Source organism: Clostridium sp. KLE 1755, from assembly GCF_000466465.2.
Classification (GTDB): Bacteria; Bacillota; Clostridia; order Lachnospirales; family Lachnospiraceae; genus Eisenbergiella; species Eisenbergiella porci.
Genome location: NZ_KE992657.1, coordinates 43,295 through 66,256 on the forward strand (window position 1 = coordinate 43,295; position 22,962 = coordinate 66,256).

Annotated in this window: 18 protein-coding genes; 4 read left to right on the forward strand and 14 right to left on the reverse strand. The window is 45.0% G+C overall.

The genetic code is table 11. From position 1 onward, the window contains the following. Nucleotides 1-35: 35 nt before the first annotated feature. From HMPREF1548_RS02990 to HMPREF1548_RS03005, 4 genes are all read right to left on the reverse strand, one after another. Nucleotides 36-947: a family 43 glycosylhydrolase gene (locus HMPREF1548_RS02990; RefSeq protein WP_198168606.1), complete on the reverse strand. Its 912-nt coding sequence runs from the start codon at nt 945-947 to the stop codon at nt 36-38. An 80-nt stretch (nt 948-1,027) separates the two neighbouring features. Beyond that, nucleotides 1,028-2,704: a type 2 periplasmic-binding domain-containing protein gene (locus HMPREF1548_RS02995; RefSeq protein ID WP_021634246.1), complete on the reverse strand. Its 1,677-nt coding sequence runs from the start codon at nt 2,702-2,704 to the stop codon at nt 1,028-1,030. 43 nt (nt 2,705-2,747) lie between these two features. Then, entirely contained in the window at nt 2,748-3,635 is an 888-nt protein-coding gene (locus HMPREF1548_RS03000; protein WP_035320839.1) for a carbohydrate ABC transporter permease, read from the reverse strand. 14 nt (nt 3,636-3,649) lie between these two features. Then, nucleotides 3,650-4,585, reverse strand: coding sequence for an ABC transporter permease (locus HMPREF1548_RS03005; RefSeq protein WP_021634248.1), 936 nt, complete (start codon nt 4,583-4,585; stop codon nt 3,650-3,652). A 365-nt stretch (nt 4,586-4,950) separates the two neighbouring features. Here HMPREF1548_RS03005 and HMPREF1548_RS03010 point away from each other — a divergent pair, with 365 nt between their 5' ends. The 3 genes from HMPREF1548_RS03010 (at nt 4,951) to HMPREF1548_RS03020 (ending at nt 8,668) form a co-directional block, all read left to right on the forward strand. Beyond that, entirely contained in the window at nt 4,951-5,970 is a 1,020-nt protein-coding gene (locus HMPREF1548_RS03010) for a LacI family DNA-binding transcriptional regulator (protein ID WP_021634249.1), read from the forward strand. A 74-nt stretch (nt 5,971-6,044) separates the two neighbouring features. Continuing rightward, nucleotides 6,045-7,070, forward strand: a complete 1,026-nt coding sequence (locus tag HMPREF1548_RS03015; RefSeq protein WP_021634250.1) for a uroporphyrinogen decarboxylase family protein — start codon at nt 6,045-6,047, stop codon at nt 7,068-7,070. Nucleotides 7,071-7,126: 56 nt separating this feature from the next. Next, the gene (locus HMPREF1548_RS03020) at nt 7,127-8,668 is read left to right on the forward strand and encodes a glycoside hydrolase family 43 protein (RefSeq protein ID WP_021634251.1); all 1,542 of its coding nucleotides are present in this window, start codon (nt 7,127-7,129) and stop codon (nt 8,666-8,668) included. A 96-nt stretch (nt 8,669-8,764) separates the two neighbouring features. Here HMPREF1548_RS03020 and HMPREF1548_RS03025 read toward each other — a convergent pair whose 3' ends face one another. The 10 genes from HMPREF1548_RS03025 to HMPREF1548_RS03070 form a co-directional block, all read right to left on the reverse strand. Beyond that, a complete protein-coding gene (locus HMPREF1548_RS03025; RefSeq protein WP_025488115.1) occupies nt 8,765-10,012 on the reverse strand; it encodes an adenosylhomocysteinase in 1,248 nt (415 codons plus the stop codon). A 283-nt stretch (nt 10,013-10,295) separates the two neighbouring features. Next, the gene (locus HMPREF1548_RS03030; protein WP_021634253.1) at nt 10,296-10,901 is read right to left on the reverse strand and encodes a GNAT family N-acetyltransferase; all 606 of its coding nucleotides are present in this window, start codon (nt 10,899-10,901) and stop codon (nt 10,296-10,298) included. Nucleotides 10,902-10,959: 58 nt separating this feature from the next. Next, complete coding sequence (locus HMPREF1548_RS03035; RefSeq protein ID WP_035320840.1) at nt 10,960-11,793, reverse strand: class I SAM-dependent methyltransferase; 834 nt, start codon at nt 11,791-11,793, stop codon at nt 10,960-10,962. Between the two features lie 144 nt (nt 11,794-11,937). Continuing rightward, nucleotides 11,938-12,912, reverse strand: coding sequence for an aldo/keto reductase (locus HMPREF1548_RS03040; RefSeq protein ID WP_021634256.1), 975 nt, complete (start codon nt 12,910-12,912; stop codon nt 11,938-11,940). A 92-nt stretch (nt 12,913-13,004) separates the two neighbouring features. Beyond that, nucleotides 13,005-14,600, reverse strand: a complete 1,596-nt coding sequence (locus HMPREF1548_RS03045; RefSeq protein WP_021634257.1) for an arylsulfatase — start codon at nt 14,598-14,600, stop codon at nt 13,005-13,007. A 20-nt stretch (nt 14,601-14,620) separates the two neighbouring features. Beyond that, complete coding sequence (locus HMPREF1548_RS03050; protein WP_021634258.1) at nt 14,621-15,934, reverse strand: ABC transporter substrate-binding protein; 1,314 nt, start codon at nt 15,932-15,934, stop codon at nt 14,621-14,623. A 13-nt stretch (nt 15,935-15,947) separates the two neighbouring features. Next, nucleotides 15,948-16,643, reverse strand: coding sequence for a carbohydrate ABC transporter permease (locus HMPREF1548_RS03055; RefSeq protein WP_242991279.1), 696 nt, complete (start codon nt 16,641-16,643; stop codon nt 15,948-15,950). 185 nt (nt 16,644-16,828) lie between these two features. Beyond that, nucleotides 16,829-17,728: a carbohydrate ABC transporter permease gene (locus tag HMPREF1548_RS03060; RefSeq protein WP_025488108.1), complete on the reverse strand. Its 900-nt coding sequence runs from the start codon at nt 17,726-17,728 to the stop codon at nt 16,829-16,831. Nucleotides 17,729-17,960: 232 nt separating this feature from the next. After that, the gene (locus tag HMPREF1548_RS03065; protein WP_035320811.1) at nt 17,961-19,517 is read right to left on the reverse strand and encodes a response regulator; all 1,557 of its coding nucleotides are present in this window, start codon (nt 19,515-19,517) and stop codon (nt 17,961-17,963) included. Further along, a complete protein-coding gene (locus HMPREF1548_RS03070; protein WP_021634262.1) occupies nt 19,483-21,279 on the reverse strand; it encodes a cache domain-containing sensor histidine kinase in 1,797 nt (598 codons plus the stop codon). The genes HMPREF1548_RS03065 and HMPREF1548_RS03070 overlap by 35 nt, the downstream gene beginning before the upstream one ends. A 224-nt stretch (nt 21,280-21,503) precedes the next feature. Here HMPREF1548_RS03070 and HMPREF1548_RS03075 point away from each other — a divergent pair, with 224 nt between their 5' ends. Beyond that, nucleotides 21,504-22,847, forward strand: a complete 1,344-nt coding sequence (locus tag HMPREF1548_RS03075) for a hypothetical protein (protein WP_035320812.1) — start codon at nt 21,504-21,506, stop codon at nt 22,845-22,847. Nucleotides 22,848-22,962 lie beyond the last annotated feature (115 nt).

Below are 22,962 nucleotides of genomic sequence, written 5' to 3' on the forward strand. Positions count from 1 at the left end.
TTTCTAACATCAATAAAAGTTATTATTTTTTTCAATTAGATAATATACGGTATCTCATTTTTAAATCCGATTTCCACTTTGGAAAGATACCACGATTTTCCTTTGTCGTTATTTCCCTGGTAAAACAGATAAACTCTGTCGTCATCATCAACAAAAACATACGGATGCCCCGATTCACATTCATTCCAGCTTCCCGGCCCTCCGTTTTCCAGAAAAGGTCTGTCTGACATTCTTTCAAAGTGTATACCGTCGCTGCTTACCGCGACGCCGATCTGCTGCGGGCAGTTATTATATGCACCGGCATAAAACAGGTATACCTTGCCATACCGGACCATAGCCGCGGCGGCTTCAATACACTCCTGCTCCCAATCCAGTTCCGGCCGCAATATGCTCTCCTCACAGCATTGCTTCCAACTTTCTCTGCGGAATTCACCATCCAGAGGACAGCAGCTTACGCCCTGCATCTGTATTTTTCCCTCTGGATCCCTCGTGGCAAAATACAGGAACAGCTTATTTTGAAAAATAATCACATCCGCATCAATCGCTCTTCCATTGTTCCAGTCTCCATACGCACGTACAATCGGATTTGTTTCATTTCTGGTAAAATGGACTCCATCTTCCGACCATGCATGGCAGATGGCATCCTTCTCAAAGCTTCCGTAGGTCTGATAAAACAAATGTAGCTTTCCTTCAAAAATAAGAGCTCCAGGTGCGCAGATACCATTCGCTTCCAGTTCTCCTTCTATATCCATGTCCTGAAGCTTTTCCCAATTTTCCAGATCAGTGCTTCGGGCAATTCCAATCCCCCATACGGCCTTTTCCTCACCCTGGGAGTCACAACTGATTCTGCAGTTGGAATAATACATATAATAATACTTTCCGAATCTGACAACCGCCGGATCCTTCGCCAGCCTTGTCTGATTGGAGTCGTCTGTAAACATCATCATTTTTTTCTCCTTATCCGCACCCGCTTGGAGGAAAAGTGAAAGGGGGCGCACTGGTACGTCCCCTTTTCGTTTCATGCCTCCTAGTTGTCTGCATGTTCCTGTGCGTAAATTTCGTTTGCTTCCTGTGTCAGCTGTTCACCGCCGTTGTCATACCACTGCTTCACCATTTCATCAAAATAATCCAGAGGCTTCTCTCCCGTTATAATCGATGTATATCCGGTGTTCAGAATCTTATCCAGCTCCGCCCCGTATTTTGCCTTGGATTCCGGAGTCTTGAAGATAACACTTACATAACCGTCATTTTTGTCTTTAAATTCTTCATCAGCCCATGCAAACTGCTGTGCATAAGCAACCTCCTGATATTCCAGGTTGCCACCTTCTTCAATGAAAGCAAAGGTATTTGCTGCTCCCTTTGCACTTAAAAAAGGATTAAGGGAATCCGCTTCTGCAGCTTCTCCGATTGCAGTATAAGCCTTCTTTCCCATAAAATCAACGATATCCGAATACTTTCCAAGTGTCCCGCGGTTCACTTCCACTGATCTCTCTACACTGCCGCAGTTCATATCATCGATGATTTCCAGTAAGCGTCCGAATCTATCCTCATCCTGAACCAGATTTACAGAAAATACGGTACGAAGCTTTCTGAAATCAGCTTTATCCGTCCCTTTATGTCCATCAGGCCCCTCCGGTGCATAGCCCATGGCATAGGTTCCCGTGTTGCCTGAGTTCTTCCATTGTGCAGCCATTTCACCAATAGCAGATCCGTTTTCCTCCCCGCTCATATCGGGAAGCCAATGGTAAAAGTTACCCATGTTGGTATAACCGATTTGATTGTTCAGGAATTTATGGGTAATAGCCCAATAGCCGCCTTCATTTTCACCAGTTACAAATTCCGGATCCAGCACACCATCCACATACCATTTATGCAGAACTTCAAGAGCCTGTTTCATTTCCGGCTTCACATCTCCGTAAACTACTTTTCCATCATCACCCAGAAGCCATTTCCCGCGATAACTGCCGAACGCACCATAAATAGTACGGATACCTGTTTCAGACAGCCCATAGGTATCATTTTTTCCATTTCCATCCGGATCTTCTTTAGTGAACTTATAAAAGGCCTCTTCAAATTCCTCAAGAGTCCTGGGAATTTCTGTGATTCCCACATTTTCAAGCCAGTCGGTTCTCCATACAACAGGAGTTACAATAGTATCATATTTCCGGAAACAGGGAATGCTGTACATCAGTTCTCCGTCAAATTTGGCAATCTGCCATGCGGAAGGGTCTGTTTCGTCAATATACCTGGACAGATTAGGTGCATGCTCGCGGAAAAATTCCTCTGTCCATCCACCGATAATCCCATCCTTATAATATTTGTTCTGATCTACCATTTGTATTACGTCCGGAATATCTCCAGATGCAATCATCAGGTTAATGCTGTCACCTGCATTTGCAGTTTCCACATAAACAAGATCAAAATCCGCATTATACTCCTCTTCCCAGCGCTCCGCCATTTCCGGCTTATCATCCCACGGTCCGAAATTGTGCATCACCATGCGATAGGAATAGTGAGGGGCCTCCTTCTTCTCCGTTGTCTGGGTTTCCACTGCCTCTGCAGCACCGGTTTCCACTGCTTTGCTCTCAACATCTGTGGGTGTGCTTCCTGCATTTCCTGTTTCCGCCTGATTACCGCAGCCGGCCAGAAGCCCCGCTCCCAATACTGCTGTCAAAAATAAACAGCCTGCTTTTTTCCATTTCATAATTTTACCTCTCCTTTTTATAATTTTCCGGCTTTCCGGATTACTACCCCTTCAGGGAACCTATAATAACGCCTTTTACAAAATACTTCTGCACAAAGGGATACACGCACATAATGGGAAGCATACATACGAAGGTAGTTGCCGCCTTCAGTGTATCCGGCGTAACATGATTGGTATCCGTACTGTTCATATCCATCATCTGCTGCGTTCCTTCCATCAGGATTCTTCTCAGAACCACCTGCAGAGGAAGCTTATTCGCATCTCTTATGTAAATAGTTGCATCAAACCAGGCATTCCAGTGTCCTACCATCACCCACAGGGCCACCGTAGCCAGCACCGCCTTGGAAATCGGGAGGACAATGCTAAAGAAAATCCGGATGCTTCCCGCACCGTCTATCATTGCCGATTCCTCCAATCCCTCCGGCACGGACATAAAGAAATTTCTCATAATTATCAGGTTGTAAGAACTTATCAGCCCTGGCAGTATCAGTACCAGACGGTTATCAATCAGATGAAGGTTAACCATCCAGAGATAACTGGGTATCATACCGCCTGAAAAAAACATGGGGATCAGGACAACAGTAGTCCAAAAATTCCTGTTGGGCAGCTTTTTTTTGGAAAGCACATAGGCGCCCATCGCTGTCAGCGTAACGCTCAGCGCCGTACCTGCAATTGTTCTAATCAGCGTTTCCCTGTAGCCAGTCCAAATATATTTATTAGCGAGCACATACTTATAATTAAAAGCGGAAAATTTCTTTGGCCACATCTGGAGGGCATCCACAACTCCTGAATCCGGAGAGCTTACGGACTGTACAAACAGATTCCAGAACGGGAACAGAATCGTTAAGGAAAACAACGCCAGGAAAAGATAGTTAATCCAGTCAAATGCCCTGTCTCCTGCACTCCGCTTTATTTTTTTACTGCTGCTCATCTTCCTTTCACCCCCTACCATAAGGAATTATCGCCCAGCTTCTGGGCTATTTTATTCGTAAACAGAACAAATCCCAAACCAATCACATTTTTAAACAGGTTGACCGCAGTGGAATAACTGTACTGCATTCCTTCCAAACCTCTTCGATATACATAGGTGTCAATGATATCTCCCACCTCATAGACAGCCTCATTATACAGGTTCATAATCTGATCGAAGCCGGCATTCAGAATACCGCCCGTGTTCAGAATCAATGTAATGGTTATTGTCGGCGCCAGGCATGGGAGCGTTATATAAAGAATTCTTTTGAATCTACCCGCGCCGTCCAGCATGGCCGCTTCATACAGCTGCGGATCGATTCCTGAAATTGCCGCAAGATAGATAACGGTTCCCCATCCGATGCTCTGCCAGATTCCTGTTAAAATAATTGTAAATACAAACCATTTCGGATCCCCCAGAAAATAAATGGGGTCAATTCCCAATTTTCCAAGCAGAGCGTTAACCGCTCCTGTAGACGGACTCAGCAGCTGCTGGAACACGCCGGCCAGGATAACCCACGACAGAAAATGCGGAAGATAACTGAAGGTCTGTACTACCTTCTTATATCTGGCATGGCGCACCTCATTGAGCAAAATGGCAAGAAGAATGGGCGCCGGAAAACCGAATACCAGTCTGAGAATACTGATCCACAAAGTGTTTCCCAGGATTTCATAAAAACTCGGCGTTGTGAACAGTTCTCTGAAATTCTCCAACCCCACCCAGGGACTTCCCCAGATTCCCTGCATCAGCTTGTAATCCTTAAAGGCTATCACAATACCGCCCATTGGTATGTAGCAGAAAATGATATAGAACAAAAGCACCGGAATAAATAGAAGAAATAGTTCTTTATTTTTCCTGTACTGCAGAAGCAGTTCTCTGAAATTTCCTTTCTCCTTCTTTTTCGTAAACACGCACTTCCCCTCCTTTTAAACGTTTTTCTTTTTTATTGGTATATTATTTTTATAAACAGGCATATTTCTGGATTTTACTGGTCTGATGTCTTATTTTATACTCTCGGTACAGTTAAACGTTTTTCTTAGTTAGAGGTTATCACACCCTATTGAATATGTCAATTGCCAAGTCTGATTCTTTATTTTTTTGTGATTTATGCACGATTTTTATCTCTCACAATGCCCTTACGCTTCTTTTTTTTGTTTAAAAACTCTAATTCCTTTTCTTAGCTTGTGGTAAACGTTTAATTATGATAGAATAAAGAAGAACTGAAAATAAATAAAACTGTTCCGTATAACGCATCAACTTTCAGAGGAGGATAATTATGGTTACCATACATGATGTAGCCAGGTTAGCCGGTGTTTCCATAGCAACCGTTTCCCATGTACTTAATAAAACAAAAAATGTTTCACCGGCTACGGAGGCCAGGGTGACTGCCGCTCTTGCCGAACTGCACTATGTCCCCAACATCGCAGCCAAGAATCTGAAGACAAACAGCTATAAATCCATAGGTGTTATTGCCGAAGAGGTTGCCGCCTTCAGCACGCCTCCCATTATTGACGCTATCTGCGGCTTTCTGGATCAGAAGGGATTCACGGTAAACCTATGCAATCTGAGGACCTACAGCCACGAAGATTATGATACCCAGCTATTGGAATCCAGCCTGCACATACTGGAAGCCTCCAGGGCCTGCGGTGTCATATACATAGGCGCCAATTCCCAAAATGTGGCCCATATCCGTTCCCTGATTAAGCTCCCGGTCGTCTTTGCCTACAGCTCCGCCCTCAGGACCGATTATAGTGTGGATTATGATAATTTTGAGGCTGCAAGACAGGCCGCCATGCATCTGATTTCCAAGGGGCACACACGTATGGGAATCATCACGGGTAATCTGGGACAGGAATTTGTCCACCAGCGTATTATGGGCTTCCAGTCCGCCATGGTAGATGCGGAACTGGTGCTTCCACCTCATTTTATACTTTCCGGTGACTGGAACTATGACCTTGCCTTTGAACAGACCTGTAAACTTCTCTCTTACCCAGATCCTCCTACCGCCATTTTTGCCATGAACGATCCTATGGCCTGCGGCGTTATCGCCGCCGGACGCAAATGCGGCAGACAGGTGCCCGAGCAGCTTTCAGTCATTGGCTTTGATGACAGAACCTGCTCCGCTTACAGCACCCCCGCTATCACCACCCTGCGGATTCCGTTTTATGACATAGGAAAACTTGCTGCCACAATTCTGTTGGATTTGCTGGACGGAAAGGAAGTGGAACACACCAGCCTGCTTCCCTGTGAACTGATCCTGAGAGATTCCGTATACCCCCTCTCCGACAAACGGTAATACTAAAAACAGCTTCCCGGACGTTTTGAAGGAGCTGCTAAAAACGAACGCCCGCTGCGGGCAAGGAGGATTTTATGACAAGACGTCAAGCTGTTATTGAGGCACTGGAGCACCGGGAGCATGAAACAATACCTTTTCACATGGACTTCACAAAACAGGCATTGGATCAGCTGATCGCTTACACCAAAGATGAGGAAATCGAGGAGAAAATTGGCAGCTGCATCAATATCATCCAGTATTGGGGATGGCCCACACAGCTGCCTGGAAAACCCGGTTTTTTTCAGGATGAATTCGGTGTTATCTGGAACCGCAACGGCGCGGACAAGGACATTGGCATTGTGGAAAAGCCGCAGATAAAAGACCTGGAGGACTATCATTACGAATTTCCCGTATTTGATGAAAAAAGGCTTCGCCAGGAGTATGAAGCGCTTGTAGCCAAAAACGGAGACCGTTTTACGGTGGCAGGGTTCGGCTTCTGTATGTTTGAGCGGGCCTGGAGTCTGATGGGGATGGAGAATGTTCTGATGAGTATGCTAATTTGCCCGGACGAACTGGACGAATTATTTGACCGCATCTGTGATTACTATCTTCCGATGATCGATTTGGCTCTGGAATACGATGTTGACGCTGTCTATTTCGGTGATGACTGGGGACAGCAAAGAGGGCTTATTATGGGGCCAAATCACTGGCGCCATTTTCTGAAGCCGCGGATGGCCAGACTTTATCAGCGGGTGAAAGCCGGGGGGAAATATGTCATTCAGCATTCCTGCGGAGACTGCCACGAAATATTTCCGGATCTGATCGAAATCGGCCTGGACTGCTATCAAACCTTTCAGCCGGAAATCTATGATATCGCGGAAATGAAAAAACTTTACGGCAAGGATCTGACCTTCTGGGGCGGGATATCCACCCAGCAGTGTCTGCCTTATGCCACCCCCGAAGGTGTCCGTGACGAAATTATAAGGGTTTCCCGGATTCTTCGCGAAGGCGGCGGCTATATCCTGGCCCCGACACACGCGCTGTCCTTTGATGTACCCCCGGAAAATATATTGAAAATGGCAGAAGTATTTCAACATCAGGAAAAATACTTGTCCTTCTGAAAAAAGCTTTTTATTGATCACTCCCACATTTCTCTGCCCGAAAGGAGAGCTTTCATATGGATTATCAGAATCCTGTCCTGCCTGGTTTTTATCCGGATCCCAGTGTCTGCCGCGTGGGCAAAGATTATTACCTGGTTACCAGCTCCGCAGAATATTTTCCGGGAATCCCAGTGTTTCACAGCCTGGATTTAATTCATTGGGAACAGATTGGTCATTGCCTTACACGAGCCTCCCAGATTCCCCTGACTAATGTCCCTCCCTCCGGAGGGATTTGGGCTCCCACCATCCGTTATCATGAAGGCATATTTTATGTTGCCAGCACAAACGTAACCGGCCATGGGAACTTTTACGTGACTGCCACGGATCCGGCCGGAGAATGGTCCGAACCCATCTGGGTGGATATGGGAGGAATTGATCCCTCACTGACCTTTGACAAAGGCCATGTATATCTTACAACAAACCTGGGTGCATCGGATGGCCGGTCCGGCATATCGCAGGCGGAAATCAACCCGGAAACAGGAAAGCTTATCAGCGAAATCCGGTTTTTATGGACAGGCACAGGGGGGCGGGCGGCTGAGGCCCCGCATCTGTATGCCATCGGCGGGTGGTACTATCTCATGGTAGCGGAGGGCGGCACCCAGTTTACCCATATGGAAACCATCGCCCGAAGCAAATCCCCCTGGGGTCCCTTTGAATCCTGTCCCCACAATCCCATCCTTACCAATATCCCTGTGCAGACCCCCGGCGTCCATTGCATAGGACATGGGGATTTGGTGGAGGATGCCAATGGTAACTGGTGGATGGTTCACCTGGGAATACGCCTGGCCCGCAGATATATGAGCCATATCGGCCGTGAGACCTTTCTTTCAGCCGTCAGCTGGAACGACGATGGCTGGCCAGTTGTAAACGGGAGCAAATGCGTAAGCCTGGATTCCTGCGGACATGACTTGGTACAGTTTCCTGTACCGCATGAAATTTCCCTGGATCATTTTGATGGAGAAAGCCTTGCGTATTGTTGGAATTATCTGCGCAATCCACACAGGGAATGCTATTGCCTGGCTCAAAGAAAAAGCTGCCTTACACTATACGGTAATTCATTTGATATAAGCGATTTGGAGTCCCCGGCCCTGCTTGTGCGGCGGCAGCGGTATTTCTGTTGCCGGATCCGCGCCAAAATGGATTTCTGTCCACAAAAGGAAAACCAAGAAGCCGGTATTCTCATACTGGCAACCAACCTCTTCTACTATAAGCTTTCCAAAAGGCTGATGAATGGACAAAGCTTCATCTGCGTTGAGAAAAGAGCGGACGATTTCTGTCAAATTGCTGCCTGTGTCCCGGCTCCCGCCGGTGAGGTAACTTTGCACATTGAAGCGACGCGCAGCCATTATCATTTTTATTACTCAGGAGATCATGAGCCCATTTATCTCGCATCGGCCTCCACCAGATTTCTGGCCTGTGAGGTAATTGGCCGCAGTTTTACCGGTGTATATGTGGGAATGTTCGCTACAGGAAAAGGACAGCCCTGTGTGCCTCCGGCATATTTTGACTATTTTTCCCTTGAGGAGACTAAAGAAGCACCGGACGCAAAGCTTGAATAAAAAAACCTGTCTGGTTTTTTATAACCAGGACAGGCTTTTTTGATGATATATGCTTCTGTAATATATGTGTTAACCTATTTAAAATCTTACTATCGCCTATACCAGGGATTTATTCAGATAAGCCTCCTGCTCCGCAGTCAGCGTATCGATTTCTTTGCCCATAAAACGCAGCTTTCTCGCTGCAACATCCTCGTCGATTTCCACCGGCACATCGATGAGCATCTCTGTCATTTCACGGCCATGCTCCACCAGATATTTCGCGGAAAGAGCCTGAATAGCAAAGCTCATATCCATGATTTCCGCCGGATGTCCGTCTCCTGCTGCCAGGTTAACAAGACGGCCCTCAGCCAGAACGAAAATCCACTGGCCGGTAGGCAGCTTATATCCCATGATATTTTTACGCATTTCCTTTGTTTCCACAGCGATTTTACGAAGGCCCGCCATGTCGATTTCGCAGTCAAAATGTCCGGCATTGCACAGAATAGCGCCTTCCTTCATCACAGCAAAATCCTCTTCATCAATTACCTTGTCACAGCCAGTTACCGTCACAAAGAAATCGCCGATTTTGGCAGCTTCCTTCATGGGCATTACCTCAAAGCCGTCCATTACCGCTTCGATAGCCCTCACCGGATTGATTTCCGTTACAATCACCTTGGCGCCCAGGCCCTTTGCCCTCATGGCAACACCCTTGCCGCACCAGCCATAACCGGCTACCACAACATTCTTTCCGGCTACAATCAGGTTGGTGGTACGCATCACGCCATCCCATACGGACTGGCCCGTACCATACCTGTTATCAAAAAAGTGCTTGCACTGCGCATTGTTGACACGGATCATAGGGAACTTCAAGTCCCCGGCCCTGTTCATGGCCTCCAGGCGGATAATTCCTGTGGTGGTTTCTTCGCAGCCGCCCAGGATATTGGGGATCAGCTCCTGCATTTCCGTATGAACCATATGCACCAGATCCCCGCCGTCATCAATGATGATATTAGGACCTGCGGACAGTACCGCACGGATATGTGCATTGTATTCTTCTTCCGTTGCTCCATACCAGGCATGAACCTCCAGCCCGGCCTTAACCAGCGCCGCCGCCACATCATCCTGTGTGGAAAGAGGATTTGATCCGGTTACATACATTTCAGCGCCGCCTGCCGCCAGCACCTTACACAAATACGCGGTTTTCGCCTCAAGATGGACGGAAAGGGTCACTTTTTTCCCGGCAAACGGTTTGCTCTGGCTGAATTCCTCTTCCAGCATCCGAAGCAGATCACAGTTTCTTCTGACCCATTCGATCTTCTGCTCGCCGGATTCGGCCAGGTTAATGTCTCTGATTTCGCTACTCATATTAGTTCCTCCTAAAATTTGCAGTTTCCGTCCCCGCCCAGGGAACGGCATACATTACATTCACCAGCCGAATTTTTATTATAGTGATGGTCGTCTGTCCTGTCATCACTGGAGTATTCCGTTCTTATGGTAGCAAAGATACTGTAAAAATGCAAGACCGTGCTCTGGTTTTCCTCCTGATTTGTCCTATATTGTTACGGTTCACGCCGCACTTATGGCCGGGACCTGTTTGTCCCGGATTTTGTTTTGTTATGTCCCGGATTTTATCCCTCTTTTTACGCCGTCACCTCCGTTTTCCGCCCACCTCCCATTCCTCACGCAGCATACGGTATTCCACCCGATCCCTCATTTTCCCATGCATCCAGACTTTTTTCTTCATATCCGCTTCCTTTATCAGTCCGCACTTTTTCATCACCTTTTCGGAACCTTTATTTTCCGGGTCACAGCCGGTAGTCAGCCGGAATACCCCATTCTCCTCAAATGCAAAACGCAGCACCTCCGCAAACGCCTCTGACATATATCCCCTGCCCCAGAACCTTTTCCTGCTGAAATACCCGGCGTGAACCAGCTTTCCCACTGGTGTCTCCTCCGTAACCGTATAGCCGATCTCCCCTATCAGCTCTCCCGTTCCCTTCTCCTCCATTCGCAGGAAATACTCCCTCCTGGGCTGTGCCGTCACCGCCCTGACCGAGGTTTCCAAATCCCGTCGGGATTCTTCCAGGCTGTGAGTCATAATGTCCGGCAGATAATACATCACCTCCGGATCAGACAGCATTTCATGATGGCTTTCCAGATCCTCCAGCCTGTGATCCCTGAGAATCATACGCGCGGTTTCCAGCCGGATCGCTCCCGGCACCGCATTCTGTGTCTCCTTTATAAAATCAGTCATAACTCATCCCTTCCCGGTTATTCTCAAATACTTTTTCTCAGCTTTTTCAAAGTATTTTTCAGAAACCACCGTTCTCAGGCAGCTTCCTCGCAAAAACAGTATCCATACAATGCTTATGCCCAATCCCGCCGCTGCGGCAATCAAAAACTGTCTCCCTACATTCCTCAAGCAGCCAGTCCCTGTAATAGGTAAAAAGCTCTCCGGACACCCAGTTTTCCCCGCCGTCCGAATCAGGCGGCACGGGAATAAACGGTTTTTCCACGAACACATTAATTGCATGCATGCCGCCAGGCGCAGTATGAGCAATATAATTCTCCATGATTTCCCTGCGCAGCTCGGGCAGGATATGATGGAAAACCCCGGAGCTGTATATTACATCAAACTCCTCATCCAGCCGGTAATCATGCAGATCCGCCCTGAAAAAATTAACCTCCACCTGATGGATATCTGCCAGCCGCTTCGCCTTCTCAATTCCGGACTCCGTCACATCAAATGCTGTTACCTGATATCCGTTTCTTGCAAAAAAGACTGCGTCTTTCCCTTCCCCGCAGCCCACCTCAAGCAGCCGCAGCGGCCTGGTGGGATAGCATCTGCGCAAAAGCTCCAGACACATTTCTCCGGGCATAGTTCCCCAATAATATTCCTCAATTTTATAACGCTCTTCATAAGGCGTTACCGCTTTCTTTTTCGGGATATATCCCATCAGTGTGTCGATATCCGTCTCCAAAAGCCCCGCCAGTGCGGGAAGTAGAGATATGTCGGGCAGCGACTGGGCATTTTCCCACTTGGAAACAGCCTGGGAAGAGATGCTCAGCCTCTTCGCCAGCTCCTCCTGGGTATATCCCCTGGATTTCCTGAATCTTGCAATATTTTCTGCCAGCCGTAGTTCCATCCTGCTCCAATCCGTATGCTGAAAGAGCATACAATTTTTATTAACTGCCATTTTTACAGCCCTATTGTAACACGAACCGGATCCCTGGAAAATAACGGGACATTAGAAAAACCGGCAGAAATCAACTGCCGGTTGTAAAATCTCCTACCATTGATAGGACTGTGTTCTTTTCAAAGAAATCAGGTCCTTCATTATTTCCTCCGGGACCTCCCTGTCAATACAGTCAAGCCCCTGCCTCAGCTGCGCCTCGCTGCCAAAACCCGCAATGGGGATGGATGGAAAACCTGCCATTTTCACATAGCTGAAAAGGAAATCCGTCACCTGGTAACCCTCGCTCACATACAGCTTCAGCTTCCGCAGGATAGCTTCATTGGCATCCCCGTGATACCGCTCCTTCTGCTGTGCGGACACCGGCTTTCCCGCCATACGTTTGGAAAAATATCCTCCCGCCATACACATATAAGCCATAAAAGACAGCTGCGTTTCCTTTTCATACCGGTAATACTCCCCGTCAAGAATGGTAAGCTGAGGCTTCACAAGCGTTTCCGGAACCACATCCGCCAGAACAAACATCATCTGATTGCATGCAAACCCTCTCAGGCCGTGCTCCTTTGCATACCTGTCGGCCTCCTTCAGACGTCCCAGGCTCCAGTTGGAACATCCATAATAACGCAGATTTCCTCTGCGGACCTCATCCTCCAGCGCCTCCAGCAATTCCCCTGCCGGCACCTGCGGATTATCCCTGTGCAGAAAATACAGATCAATATAATCCGTTTTCAGACAGCGAAGGCTCTCCTCCACATCCTCACGCAGACTGTGTACATCCACTCTGGAACATTCCATATCATTAATTGGAGGATGGCAGCCCTTAGTGGAAAGAATCACCTTATCCCTCTTACCAGCCAGCCACTCCCCGATCACTTTCTCGCTGCAGCCCTTTTCCTCACAGGCCCAATCCCCGTAAACATGAGCAGTATCAATAAAATTACCGCCGCCGTCCAGGAAAACATCCATCTGCCGGAAAGCTTCCTCCCGGCTCCTCTTCGTCCCGAAATCCGCAGTTCCCAGGCACAGCTGTGATACCTGAAGCTCCGTATTCGTCAGACCGACTTTCTCCATTTCCTGTCCCTTCCTTTCCCCATACCCTTCTGTAAATGTAATGATGATAGTTTATTCTAACATTGTATTATGGAAAGAGGAAGGGGGATTTTCTATACTTCTGAGTTCTTTATGATTTCAAGAATTTTCTCTCTGCTTTTTACACCAGTTTCCTGTGCCCACTCTTCATAAGCCTTAAGCAGTTCTTTTTTTATTTCCGGATGTTCTCCTGAAATATCATGCAGCTCCGTTCTGTCCAGCTCCATATCATATAACGCAAAATCCTCAGGATAACAACGGACCAGCTTATACCTCCCCAGCCGAACTCCGCAGTTACCCTCATGTTCCCAGAAAATCGGACGTTTTCTTTCCCACTTTTCCCGTACACTGGAGAGGAAACTTTCCCCTGCAACCGGATGAATCGGGGTTCCTTTCCGTTCCCTTGGATACTCAGCTTCTGCAAGCTCAAGAATCGTGGGCATAATGTCTATAAAATGAATTGGAGTTTCCTCTACCCTTCCGGGATTCTTAATATTATCCCCCCAGGAAACCACACAGGGAGCAGAAATACCGCCTTCATGGATCCAATGCTTGAAAAGCCGGAACGGTGTATTACTGGCATTAGCCCAAGGAAGCCCGTAGCTCATATAGGTATCCTCTTTTCCGGGACGTCTCTTTGATAAATTACCAATCTCAACTTTTTCCCCATTAAGTGTCCTCTCAGAAGCAAAATTACAGATCCACCCATCCTCCGGAAGCTCTTCCGCACATGCCCCGTTATCAGATGTAAATAAGATAAAAGTATCCTTTACTAATTCCAACTGGGTAAGCTTTTCCCTGATTTTTCCTATTGCTCTGTCCATTTCTTCTATTTGCGCCGCATAAACGGCCATCTTAATATCCTCCCAGTCCTTATCCTCAATTTCATCCCAATCAGGAGAACCGGTGTCCCGGGGAGACATATCCCAGATATCCTTTACAATTCCCATCTCTAACTGCTTTTGATATCTTCGTTTTCTTATTTCGTCCCATCCGGCAAGATAAGTGCCCTCATAGGCTGCAATATCTTCTTCTCTCGCATGCAGAGGCCAGTGTGGCGCATTAAATGATACATAAAGGAAAAAAGGAGCATCATCTCCGGAGAACCTTTCAAGAGCTTCACATGCTTTCTCTCCTATTTTTTCCGTATAATAAAAATTATCCTCAGGCCGGATATTAATCCATTCCCCATTTTCCATTAATGTGACCGGGTTGTAATAATTTCCCGCGCCCTCCAATGTACCATAAAAATAATCAAAGCCTCTTTGCATTGGTGTGGGATATCCCTTTTTTCCTGCCCTTTCCAATGCTTCTCTTGTTTTCTGGTAACCTCCCCCCACATGCCATTTCCCAATCATTCCGGTCTGATAGCCCGCGCTTTTTACGCCTTCGGCAAGAGTAATACATGAATCATTCAAATAACCCTGATATTCTTTAATTCCCAGATTTTCCATCATCAGGCCAACTCCGGCCTGATGAGGGTATAATCCGGTTAGCAGCGATGCTCTGCTCGGGCAGCATCTTGCATTGTTATACATATGATTGTATCTGATTCCCTGAGCCGCCATAGCATCCAGACAGGGGGTTCGTATTTCCGAGCCAAAACAGCCTATATCAGAAAATCCCATATCATCAGCCAGCACAATAATTATATTTGGTTTTTTTCCCATTTTACGCTATACTCCCGTTATTATTGCTGTGAATCAATTTCTGCCCTGGCAGCTTCTGCCGCATCCTTCAGTGCCTGTTCCGGTTCTTTGACCCCGTTCATAATCTCCTCATATGCCTGCACTTCATATTTTGTCAATACAGAAACCCATCCGCTTACAGGTCTTCCGGTTCCCTTTTCCACGCTTGCCATAACCACCTTATTCAATTCCGGATTTTCCTGAATATATTTATCTGACAGAGATACTCTAACCGGAATATTTCCAAATTTCTCATACCTGTTCCACATTTCATCTGAATTATAAAAATATTTAGCAAATTTCCAGGCTGCTTCTTTATTTTTACAGGTTTCGCTCACTGCCATTACACGATATCCAGTAAATGCAGCCTCCTCTCCTCCATTTAGATAAGGAAAGAAACCCAGCTTATCTTTCATTGAAGGATCTTCCTCCAATATTTTTTTTGCGGAATCCAAATAAACTATTCCTATTGCACTTTTACCGGATAATACCGGATCATCTGTCCCGCGCTGATATGTAATCGTTAGCTTTTCATCTATAAATTTCTTAAGAAATTCCATCGCTTTTATGGCACTTGGCTGATCAATACATATTTCTCCCTTTTCGGAATCGATAATTTTATTTCCTGCCTGTCTCATAAAAACTTCCATTAAAGTAACATTCGGATCCGATATGGGAACGTCAAAACCGCCTCTTTCTACATTTCCGCTGTCATCCATAACCACCAGTTTCTTCGCATAATCGTAAAGCTCCTCCCATGTTTCAGGCGGCGAATTCGGATCCAGTCCGGCCTCTTTGAAGTAATCTTTCCGGTACATAACTACCTCAGGAACAGGAAAACCTCCAATTCCATAGCTTATTCCCTGATATTTTCCAATATCAATGCTGGCGTCAAATATATCCTCCTTATCCTCCCAGCCTTCAATATATTCTGACAAATCCATAAAATCTCCCAGCGCTGCCCTTTGTCCAAAGGTATTCAACGGACAAAGAATTACATCAGGATAGGTATTGCTCAACATTGCAGCATTCAGCTTTGTCTCCATATCCTGCCAGTCCCCTCCTTGCAGAAGTTCCACTGTAATTCCCGGATTCTTGCTTTCAAAATTAGAAATAAGCTGTTCATAGTATTCAAGGTGCTGCTCATCGCCTGCCGCTTCATTTGTAAGAAATGTCAGATGAACCTGTTCCTGATTCTCCTCCTGTCTCCCCTGTCCGGAGACTTCTTCCGTTTTATTATCCGTACTGTTTCCACATCCCGTCAGCATGGACATTAATATACAGCCTGTTAATAATAGTGCAATTCCCTTTTTCATTTGATTTCCTCCATTAATCCTTCAATCCAGTTGTTGCAATTCCCTCAATAAAATATTTCTGAAGGAACAAAAAAAGTATAATAATTGGTAATATAATTACGGCAGTTGCCGCCATCGTATACTGCCATTCATTTCCGGATTCACTTCTGAACCTGGAAAGCGCCAGCTGCACTGTATAAAACTTGTCTTTTTGCGTCATCAGAAGCGGCCATATATAGTCATTCCAGGTTGCGGTCGCTCTTAATACCACCATGGTTGCAATTGCAGGCTTTGATAACGGCATATATATTCTTACATAAGTACCGAATCTGGATAATCCGTCAATTCTGGACGCATCATCCAGAGAATCCGGAAAATTAAGCATAAATTGTCTGAATAGAAAAACTCCGAATGCACCAGACAGATAAATCAGGATTAGTCCCTGCGTTGTATTTAAAAGTCCGGATCCTCCCATGCCAAAAATATTATTGCCTCCTGCAAAAGGTATATATTTCATAATGACATAGGCTGGAAGCATAGTAACCTGCGCAGGCACGATCATTCCCAGCAGCGCTATTCCAAATAATGTATCTCTGCCTTTAAAATGCAGCCGCGCAAAGGCATATCCTGCCATGGAATTAATGATAACCGCTGCAGCCGTACTGATTGCGGTAATAGTAAATGAGTTTAAAAAGTACCTGCCCCATCTGCCAGACTGAAACAACTCCACATAATTCTCCCATCGGATTCTTTCCGGAAACAAATGAAAGACAGGAGATTTAATTTCCGTATAGCTTTTCAGCGAAGTGCTTAACATCATAAAAAATGGAAAGCACATAATTAAACATAGAATTATCAGTACAATATTTCTTAGAACATTTCTGCCTGTACTCCTTTTCATGTCTTTCATCCCCCTCAATTGCCCGTATCATTACTCTGGCTGCCAAATCTGAAACTTAAGAAAGTAAATAATAATACAAAAATGGAAAGCACCATTGCAATAGCAGAACCATATCCAAGCTTATATTCTGTAAAACTTCTTGTATAAATCTGATGAACCAGTGTGGTTGTGGAATTTAAAGGCCCTCCGCTCGTCATAACAGTTACCGATTCAAAAACATTAAACGAATTAATAATATTTGTAATAAAAATAAAAAAGATAATCGGCTGTATCATCGGTATTGTAATATATCTGATTTTTGCCCATCCTTTTGCACCATCCATTGACGCCGCCTCATATAAAGCCGTCGGTACTCCCTGAAGCGCCGCAAGAAACAATACCATATTATAGCCAATCCCTTTCCACACATTCATTGCAATGATACAGGGAAGTGCGGTGGATTTCTGAAGCAGCCAGTTGACCGGCTGTAATCCTAAGGCTTTCAATATTTCATTAAATACGCCTCCATGAGGTTCATACATCCACAGCCAAATCATAGCTGCCACCACCATAGATGTTACATAAGGAATGTACATACATGATCTGGCAAATTTTGTTATCCATTGATTACGGTTCAGAAATACAGCCAGCAAAAAGCTGATAATCATTGTAAACAAAACATTAAACACGGTATAAAACAAAGTATTTTTGAAAGCAATCCCGAATAATTTATCCTTGAACAATTCTATATAATTGGTAAATCCAACAAAGTGAATTTCCCTCATATTATAGTTCATAAAGCTGAGGATAACATTAATCACAATAGGTACGATAACAAAAAGCATTAACAGAATGAAAAAAGGTGCAATCATAGCATACCCCGTTAAACGGTCACTCCCTTTTTTCTTTCCAGTATTTAAACCTTTTTTTTGCAAACCTCCCACTCCTTATCCTTATTATTTATAGATACAGATTTGTAAAGGCCGGCCTTCCCTTTTCAGATGCTTTACTTTGCTACCCTGCATCTAAAAAATTATCTGTACACCTATCATAACAAAGCGTACAGATAATCATTAGTAAAAAATCTTCCATTTTTAATACAGATTATAGTTTCAAAAAAATAATTACAGCCGAATATAAAAATATTTGGAAAAAATAATACTTTTTTTATATTTTTTGAATGTCAGAAGGTGTCTTTCCCGTATATTTACGAAATACCTTACAGAAATAGCTTACTTCATGATACCCGACCATATCCCCGACATCTGCCACCGAATATCTGCCTTCCTTCAACAGCTCCACCGCCCTTTGTATTCTCTGCTGATTCAGATAGCTGCTGAAATTCGTGCCCGTATAGTTCTTAAACATTTGTGACAGATAACTGTAATTTACATGAAATTCCTCCGACAGACTTTTTAAAGTCATATCCTCCTCGATATGCGAGTTCACATACTCGAAAATATCTAAAAAAAGAGGATTTCTGCTTTTTATCAAATCCTGTTCCCCGGCACTCGTCAGTTCTATCAGCAACTGCCTGAACACCTTATAGAAGCTGTCATAATAACTGCACTCCTCCAGCTGCCTGAAATACTGCATCTGCTTCATTCTTTCACTGCTATTGTCTTTATTTTTCCGCACATTCACCATAAGGATATGCAGTATTCCCTCTGCGGACTTCAATAAATCGTAAGGGTCCATAAAATCATCACTTACAGCCGTTTTCAACAGGTCATCTGCGATTTCCATAATTACATTTACATCTTTTACAATACAGGCGTATCTCAGTTTTTCACCATCAAGTGACCATATTATTTTGTCCATATGCCGCTGGCTGCAGTCAAAGCAGGTGTTTTCCCCTAAATAAAAGCAATAGGATAGGCCTCTCTCCGAACTGGTTCTTGACCTCGGAATTTGTGAAAAGCTGTTAACCATAATACCTGCTGCCATACGGAATGAAATTCCGTTGTCCGGAACAATCCTTTTTTTCAGAAATTCACACAATATTTTCGAGGTATCTTTATTCCATACCGCAATGAAATATATACGTCCCATATTCTCCTGCATCCGGACCATACCTTCCTCAAGCTCCGTCAGACATTCACGTATCCTGTTTAAAAGTTCTGCTTTTTCTTCCCCTCTCAATTCCTGTTTATCCTTAAAAAATTCCACAGTATATACGGCCAGGCGTCTGCTGTTCCATATTAACCCCAGACTCTCTGCACTCTTTTCCGCATCTTTATCTTCAACTTCTGTACAGAACAACAACCGCTTTAAAAAAGCGCTCCTTTCGATCTCCAATTCATCAGGAATTCTAAACTCTTGTATTCTCTTTCTATGTAAAATATCCTCGCCAACCTTATTTACAACATCAAGAAGGCTGTCAAAGTCAATCTGCACTTTTAACAGGTAATCGGCAGCCCCCGCTTTCATAGCCTGCCTCACATACTGGAAATCACTGTAATTGCTCAAAACAATAATTTCCACCTCCGGATAATGAATCTTCACCCTTTTTATCAGTTCAATTCCATCCATAACAGGCATCATGATATCCGTAATAATTATGTCAGGCAGTTCCGTCGCCATCAGTTCCAGCGCTTCTCTGCCGTTTTGTACGCTGCCAATAAGTATCAGCCCGTTTTTGCCCCAGTCTCCCAGAACCTCAAGTCCCTGTCGAAGTATCGGTTCATCCTCAACAATCAGTATCTTCTGTCTCTTTTCCCTCATTTTTAATTTCATCTCCCTCACTCAATATATAGGGCAAATGGACTTCTACCGTAGTCCCGCAACCCGGCTGGCTGAATATTGCCAACCCATATTTTTTCCCATACAGTGTCTGAATCCGATCCTGCACATTAGCAATACCTATCTCTGAAAAATTCCCCTCTCTCTTTCTGTCACTCAAAAGTCTTTCTACCTCTCCGGCTTCCATGCCTACTCCATTATCACTGATTTCTATACAGATTCCGTCCTCATCCCGCTTTCCATATATCATTACTATTCCCGATGCCGAAAGAGGTGCAATACCATGTATAATAGCGTTCTCCACTATCGGTTGAAGCAATAGCTTAAGTATTTTACACTCCATGATTTCCGGTTCCGCATAGATGCTTTCTCTCAGAGTATTACCGTAACGGATATTCTGAATATTTATATACTGTCTTACCCCTTCCAGCTCCTCCTCCAGGGTTATGGTACTCCTGATATCCCCAATAGTCATACGCAGCAGCCCGATAAGCGATTGAGCCAATACTTTAATTTTTGAATTTTCCCCCATTTGTGCAAGATAAGAAATTGATTCCAGAGTATTGTATAGAAAATGAGGCCTGATCTGAGCCTGCATTGCCTTTAATTCAGCGTTTCGCAAAAGCTGCTGCTGATAGACCAGATCCTTCATATATATCTTCAGATCCTCTACCATCATATTGAACCCTTCGGCCAGCACCTTAATCTCATCGTCCCTCTGATAATCCATATGCTCTGAAAATTTTCCCTTTGTAACCTGCATCATACAATGCTTTAGCTGGTTTATCGGCCTTCCAAAATATAACATCAATATCAAAGTCAGAACTACTGTAAACACAATCATAACCAGCATGAAAATTCCCAGTACCATGCGAAGCCAGAAAACCTCCTCTGACATCTGCTTAAATGGCACCATATCCACAATCCACCAATTAGTTCCGGAAATTTGCTTCTTTAACACCATATAATCCCTGGAATTAAGACGAACTTTTCTGTCAAGGCCGCTATCCAGCTGTTCTGCAGTCACTCCATACTGTTCCGAAAAGCTTTCTCCATTCTGTTCCCGGCTGCTACTGGAAGCAATTGTCCCATACTCATCTACAATACATATGGTATTATTTAAATTCAAAGTGCCTTTATATAGATCAAAAAAAACCTTTTCGTCCGTTTCGGCAACTATGTAATACAAAACCCTGCCATGCTTGTCTTTAACTGCCTTAATAGCACTGATAATAAACCGTCCCTCATTGTTTTTACCAATTCCGGTACTTCCTCCCTCCCATATAATACTGCGGCTCGAAGCCAACTTGGAAAAATAAGGCTTTCCTTCCAGCCAGGTAAAATCTGTTCCCTCCGTAACCATTCCGTAAACACCGCCTGAAGCATCAAATAAAATAATATTGCAGTTATTCAAAGGCTGTGTATTTTTAGTCTGTCTGACAATGTCTACGGCACGAGCTTCCATTTGAATCATCTCATACTCCGACGCATTGTTTTCCATAAAAATTTTTTTGAGATTTTCATCGTAGTACAGAGAAGTAATGATAGCCAGATTCTTCTGTACTTCAAAATCAATACTTTTGCTGAGTTGCCAAACAACGTCCTTATGTGCGTTGTACATATTTTTCGCTATGGCATGCTTTGCAAAAGAATAAGCTATAATTCCCATTGAAACTGCGGTAACGCTTCCCAGAAGAACAAACAGCACCGCTACTCTCACCAGAATACTCTTTCTCCAGTTCATATACTCCCCCTCAATCCTTTTTATCTTCTTCCCTGCCCTTACCTATTGCCTTATTCTATCATTGTATTGTATAAAGGGAAAGAGTTCGGAATGTTTTCAGAATGCATCACCCTGCAACCACAATTTGCTTGTAATTCCCCTTCATTCCCTGCATAATGATAACAGTACCAAAAATTAACAACACAACGTTTTTTCAAGCACGTCGGACAGACAGGAGAATCCCCATGATATTTGATAAAAATTATATAACCTCTGCCCTTCTTCCCCGCATCCGCGAACTATGGCTCTCTTCCCAGGACACCTTTCCCGATTTTCTCTCCCCTGTATCCCTGGAGGAAAAAAGAAACAACGAGGCCTGGGTAACTGCTGCTATGGAACGGCTTCAGCAGCATATGAAGACCTTCCCATCCCGAAGCAGAATTGCGGTCAGGCTGCCCTTCTCCAGGAAGCAGCCAGAACAGGCCGCCTGTTCCCAGTCCCCTGCTCCCCAGCTGCAGAAATGGACACAGGAAATGGAATCGCTGTTTCACGGGCTCCTGTTTGACGAACCGATCCTGGGTATTTGCAAAGCCATGTCTGAGGACAGCCTGACCGCCTTTCAGGCTTCCATGAAGGACTTTCTCCGGCAGGTCCGCAGCTTTGCACCTGAAATGAAGCCGGAGGATATGGGTCAGGCCCTGCGCAATTTCATGGTCTATTCCATTTTCAGGGAGCAGAACGGGCTGCCTCAGGACTGTCCCTCTTCCATCTTTGGCTATAGCATGCTCTATCCCTTTACCGATAACTTTCTTGATGATCCCAAACATACTTCCGAGGAGAAAAAGCATTTTAATCTCCTCATACATCATAAAATAAGCGGCCTTCCCATCACCCCGCTGTCCCTCCATGAAGAAAAAACCGCTCAGCTTCTGGCAGATATTTTCGCCGTCTACCCCAGTCCGGAGTCGGTCGCCTCTTATGGTGAAGCCTCGGGAAAAGATATCCGCCAGGGCCTTCTTCTCATGCTGGAGGCGCAGGAAATCAGTCAAAAACAGGCCGATGCATCCCTGTTTCTTACCGAACGGAATATTATGGATATTTCCATATATAAAGGCGGCCTGTCCGTCCTCATAGACCGGTTTTTTATCAATCTCAAAATGACGGAAGAGGAAATTTTATTTTATTTCGGTTTTGGCTTTCTTCTTCAGCTCTGTGATGATCTGCAGGATATCGGCGAAGATAAGGGAAACGGAAGCCGGACGCTGCTTTCCTCCTGCCGCACCCCGGAAGAAACAGCTGCCAGAGTCAACCGACTCTTTTCCTACACCGCCGGCCTTTTTGACCTCTGCCCCTGCAGAAATCCTGCCTTTCGTGATTTTCTCATGCAAAACTGCCATGAACTCATACTCACCTCTGCTGCAGGCAGCGGTTCATGGTTCAATGAAGCATATCTGAAAAAACTGGAAGAATACCTTCCTGTCTCCCTGTCCTTCCTGTCCGAACAGAAGGAAAAGCTGCCCACAGCGTTTCCTTCCGGAAACGAGGAACGTATATTGGAGATGCTGGATGCTTTTCTGATTGAATCCTGACTGTTTTTTTAATATACCCGATAATATCAGCCCAGCCCCAAATACATTTAATCGGAAAACATTAAGCCCCCAGTTTGTAAAATATCGAAAAATGCCGAGCCTGTTATTCAGCGCC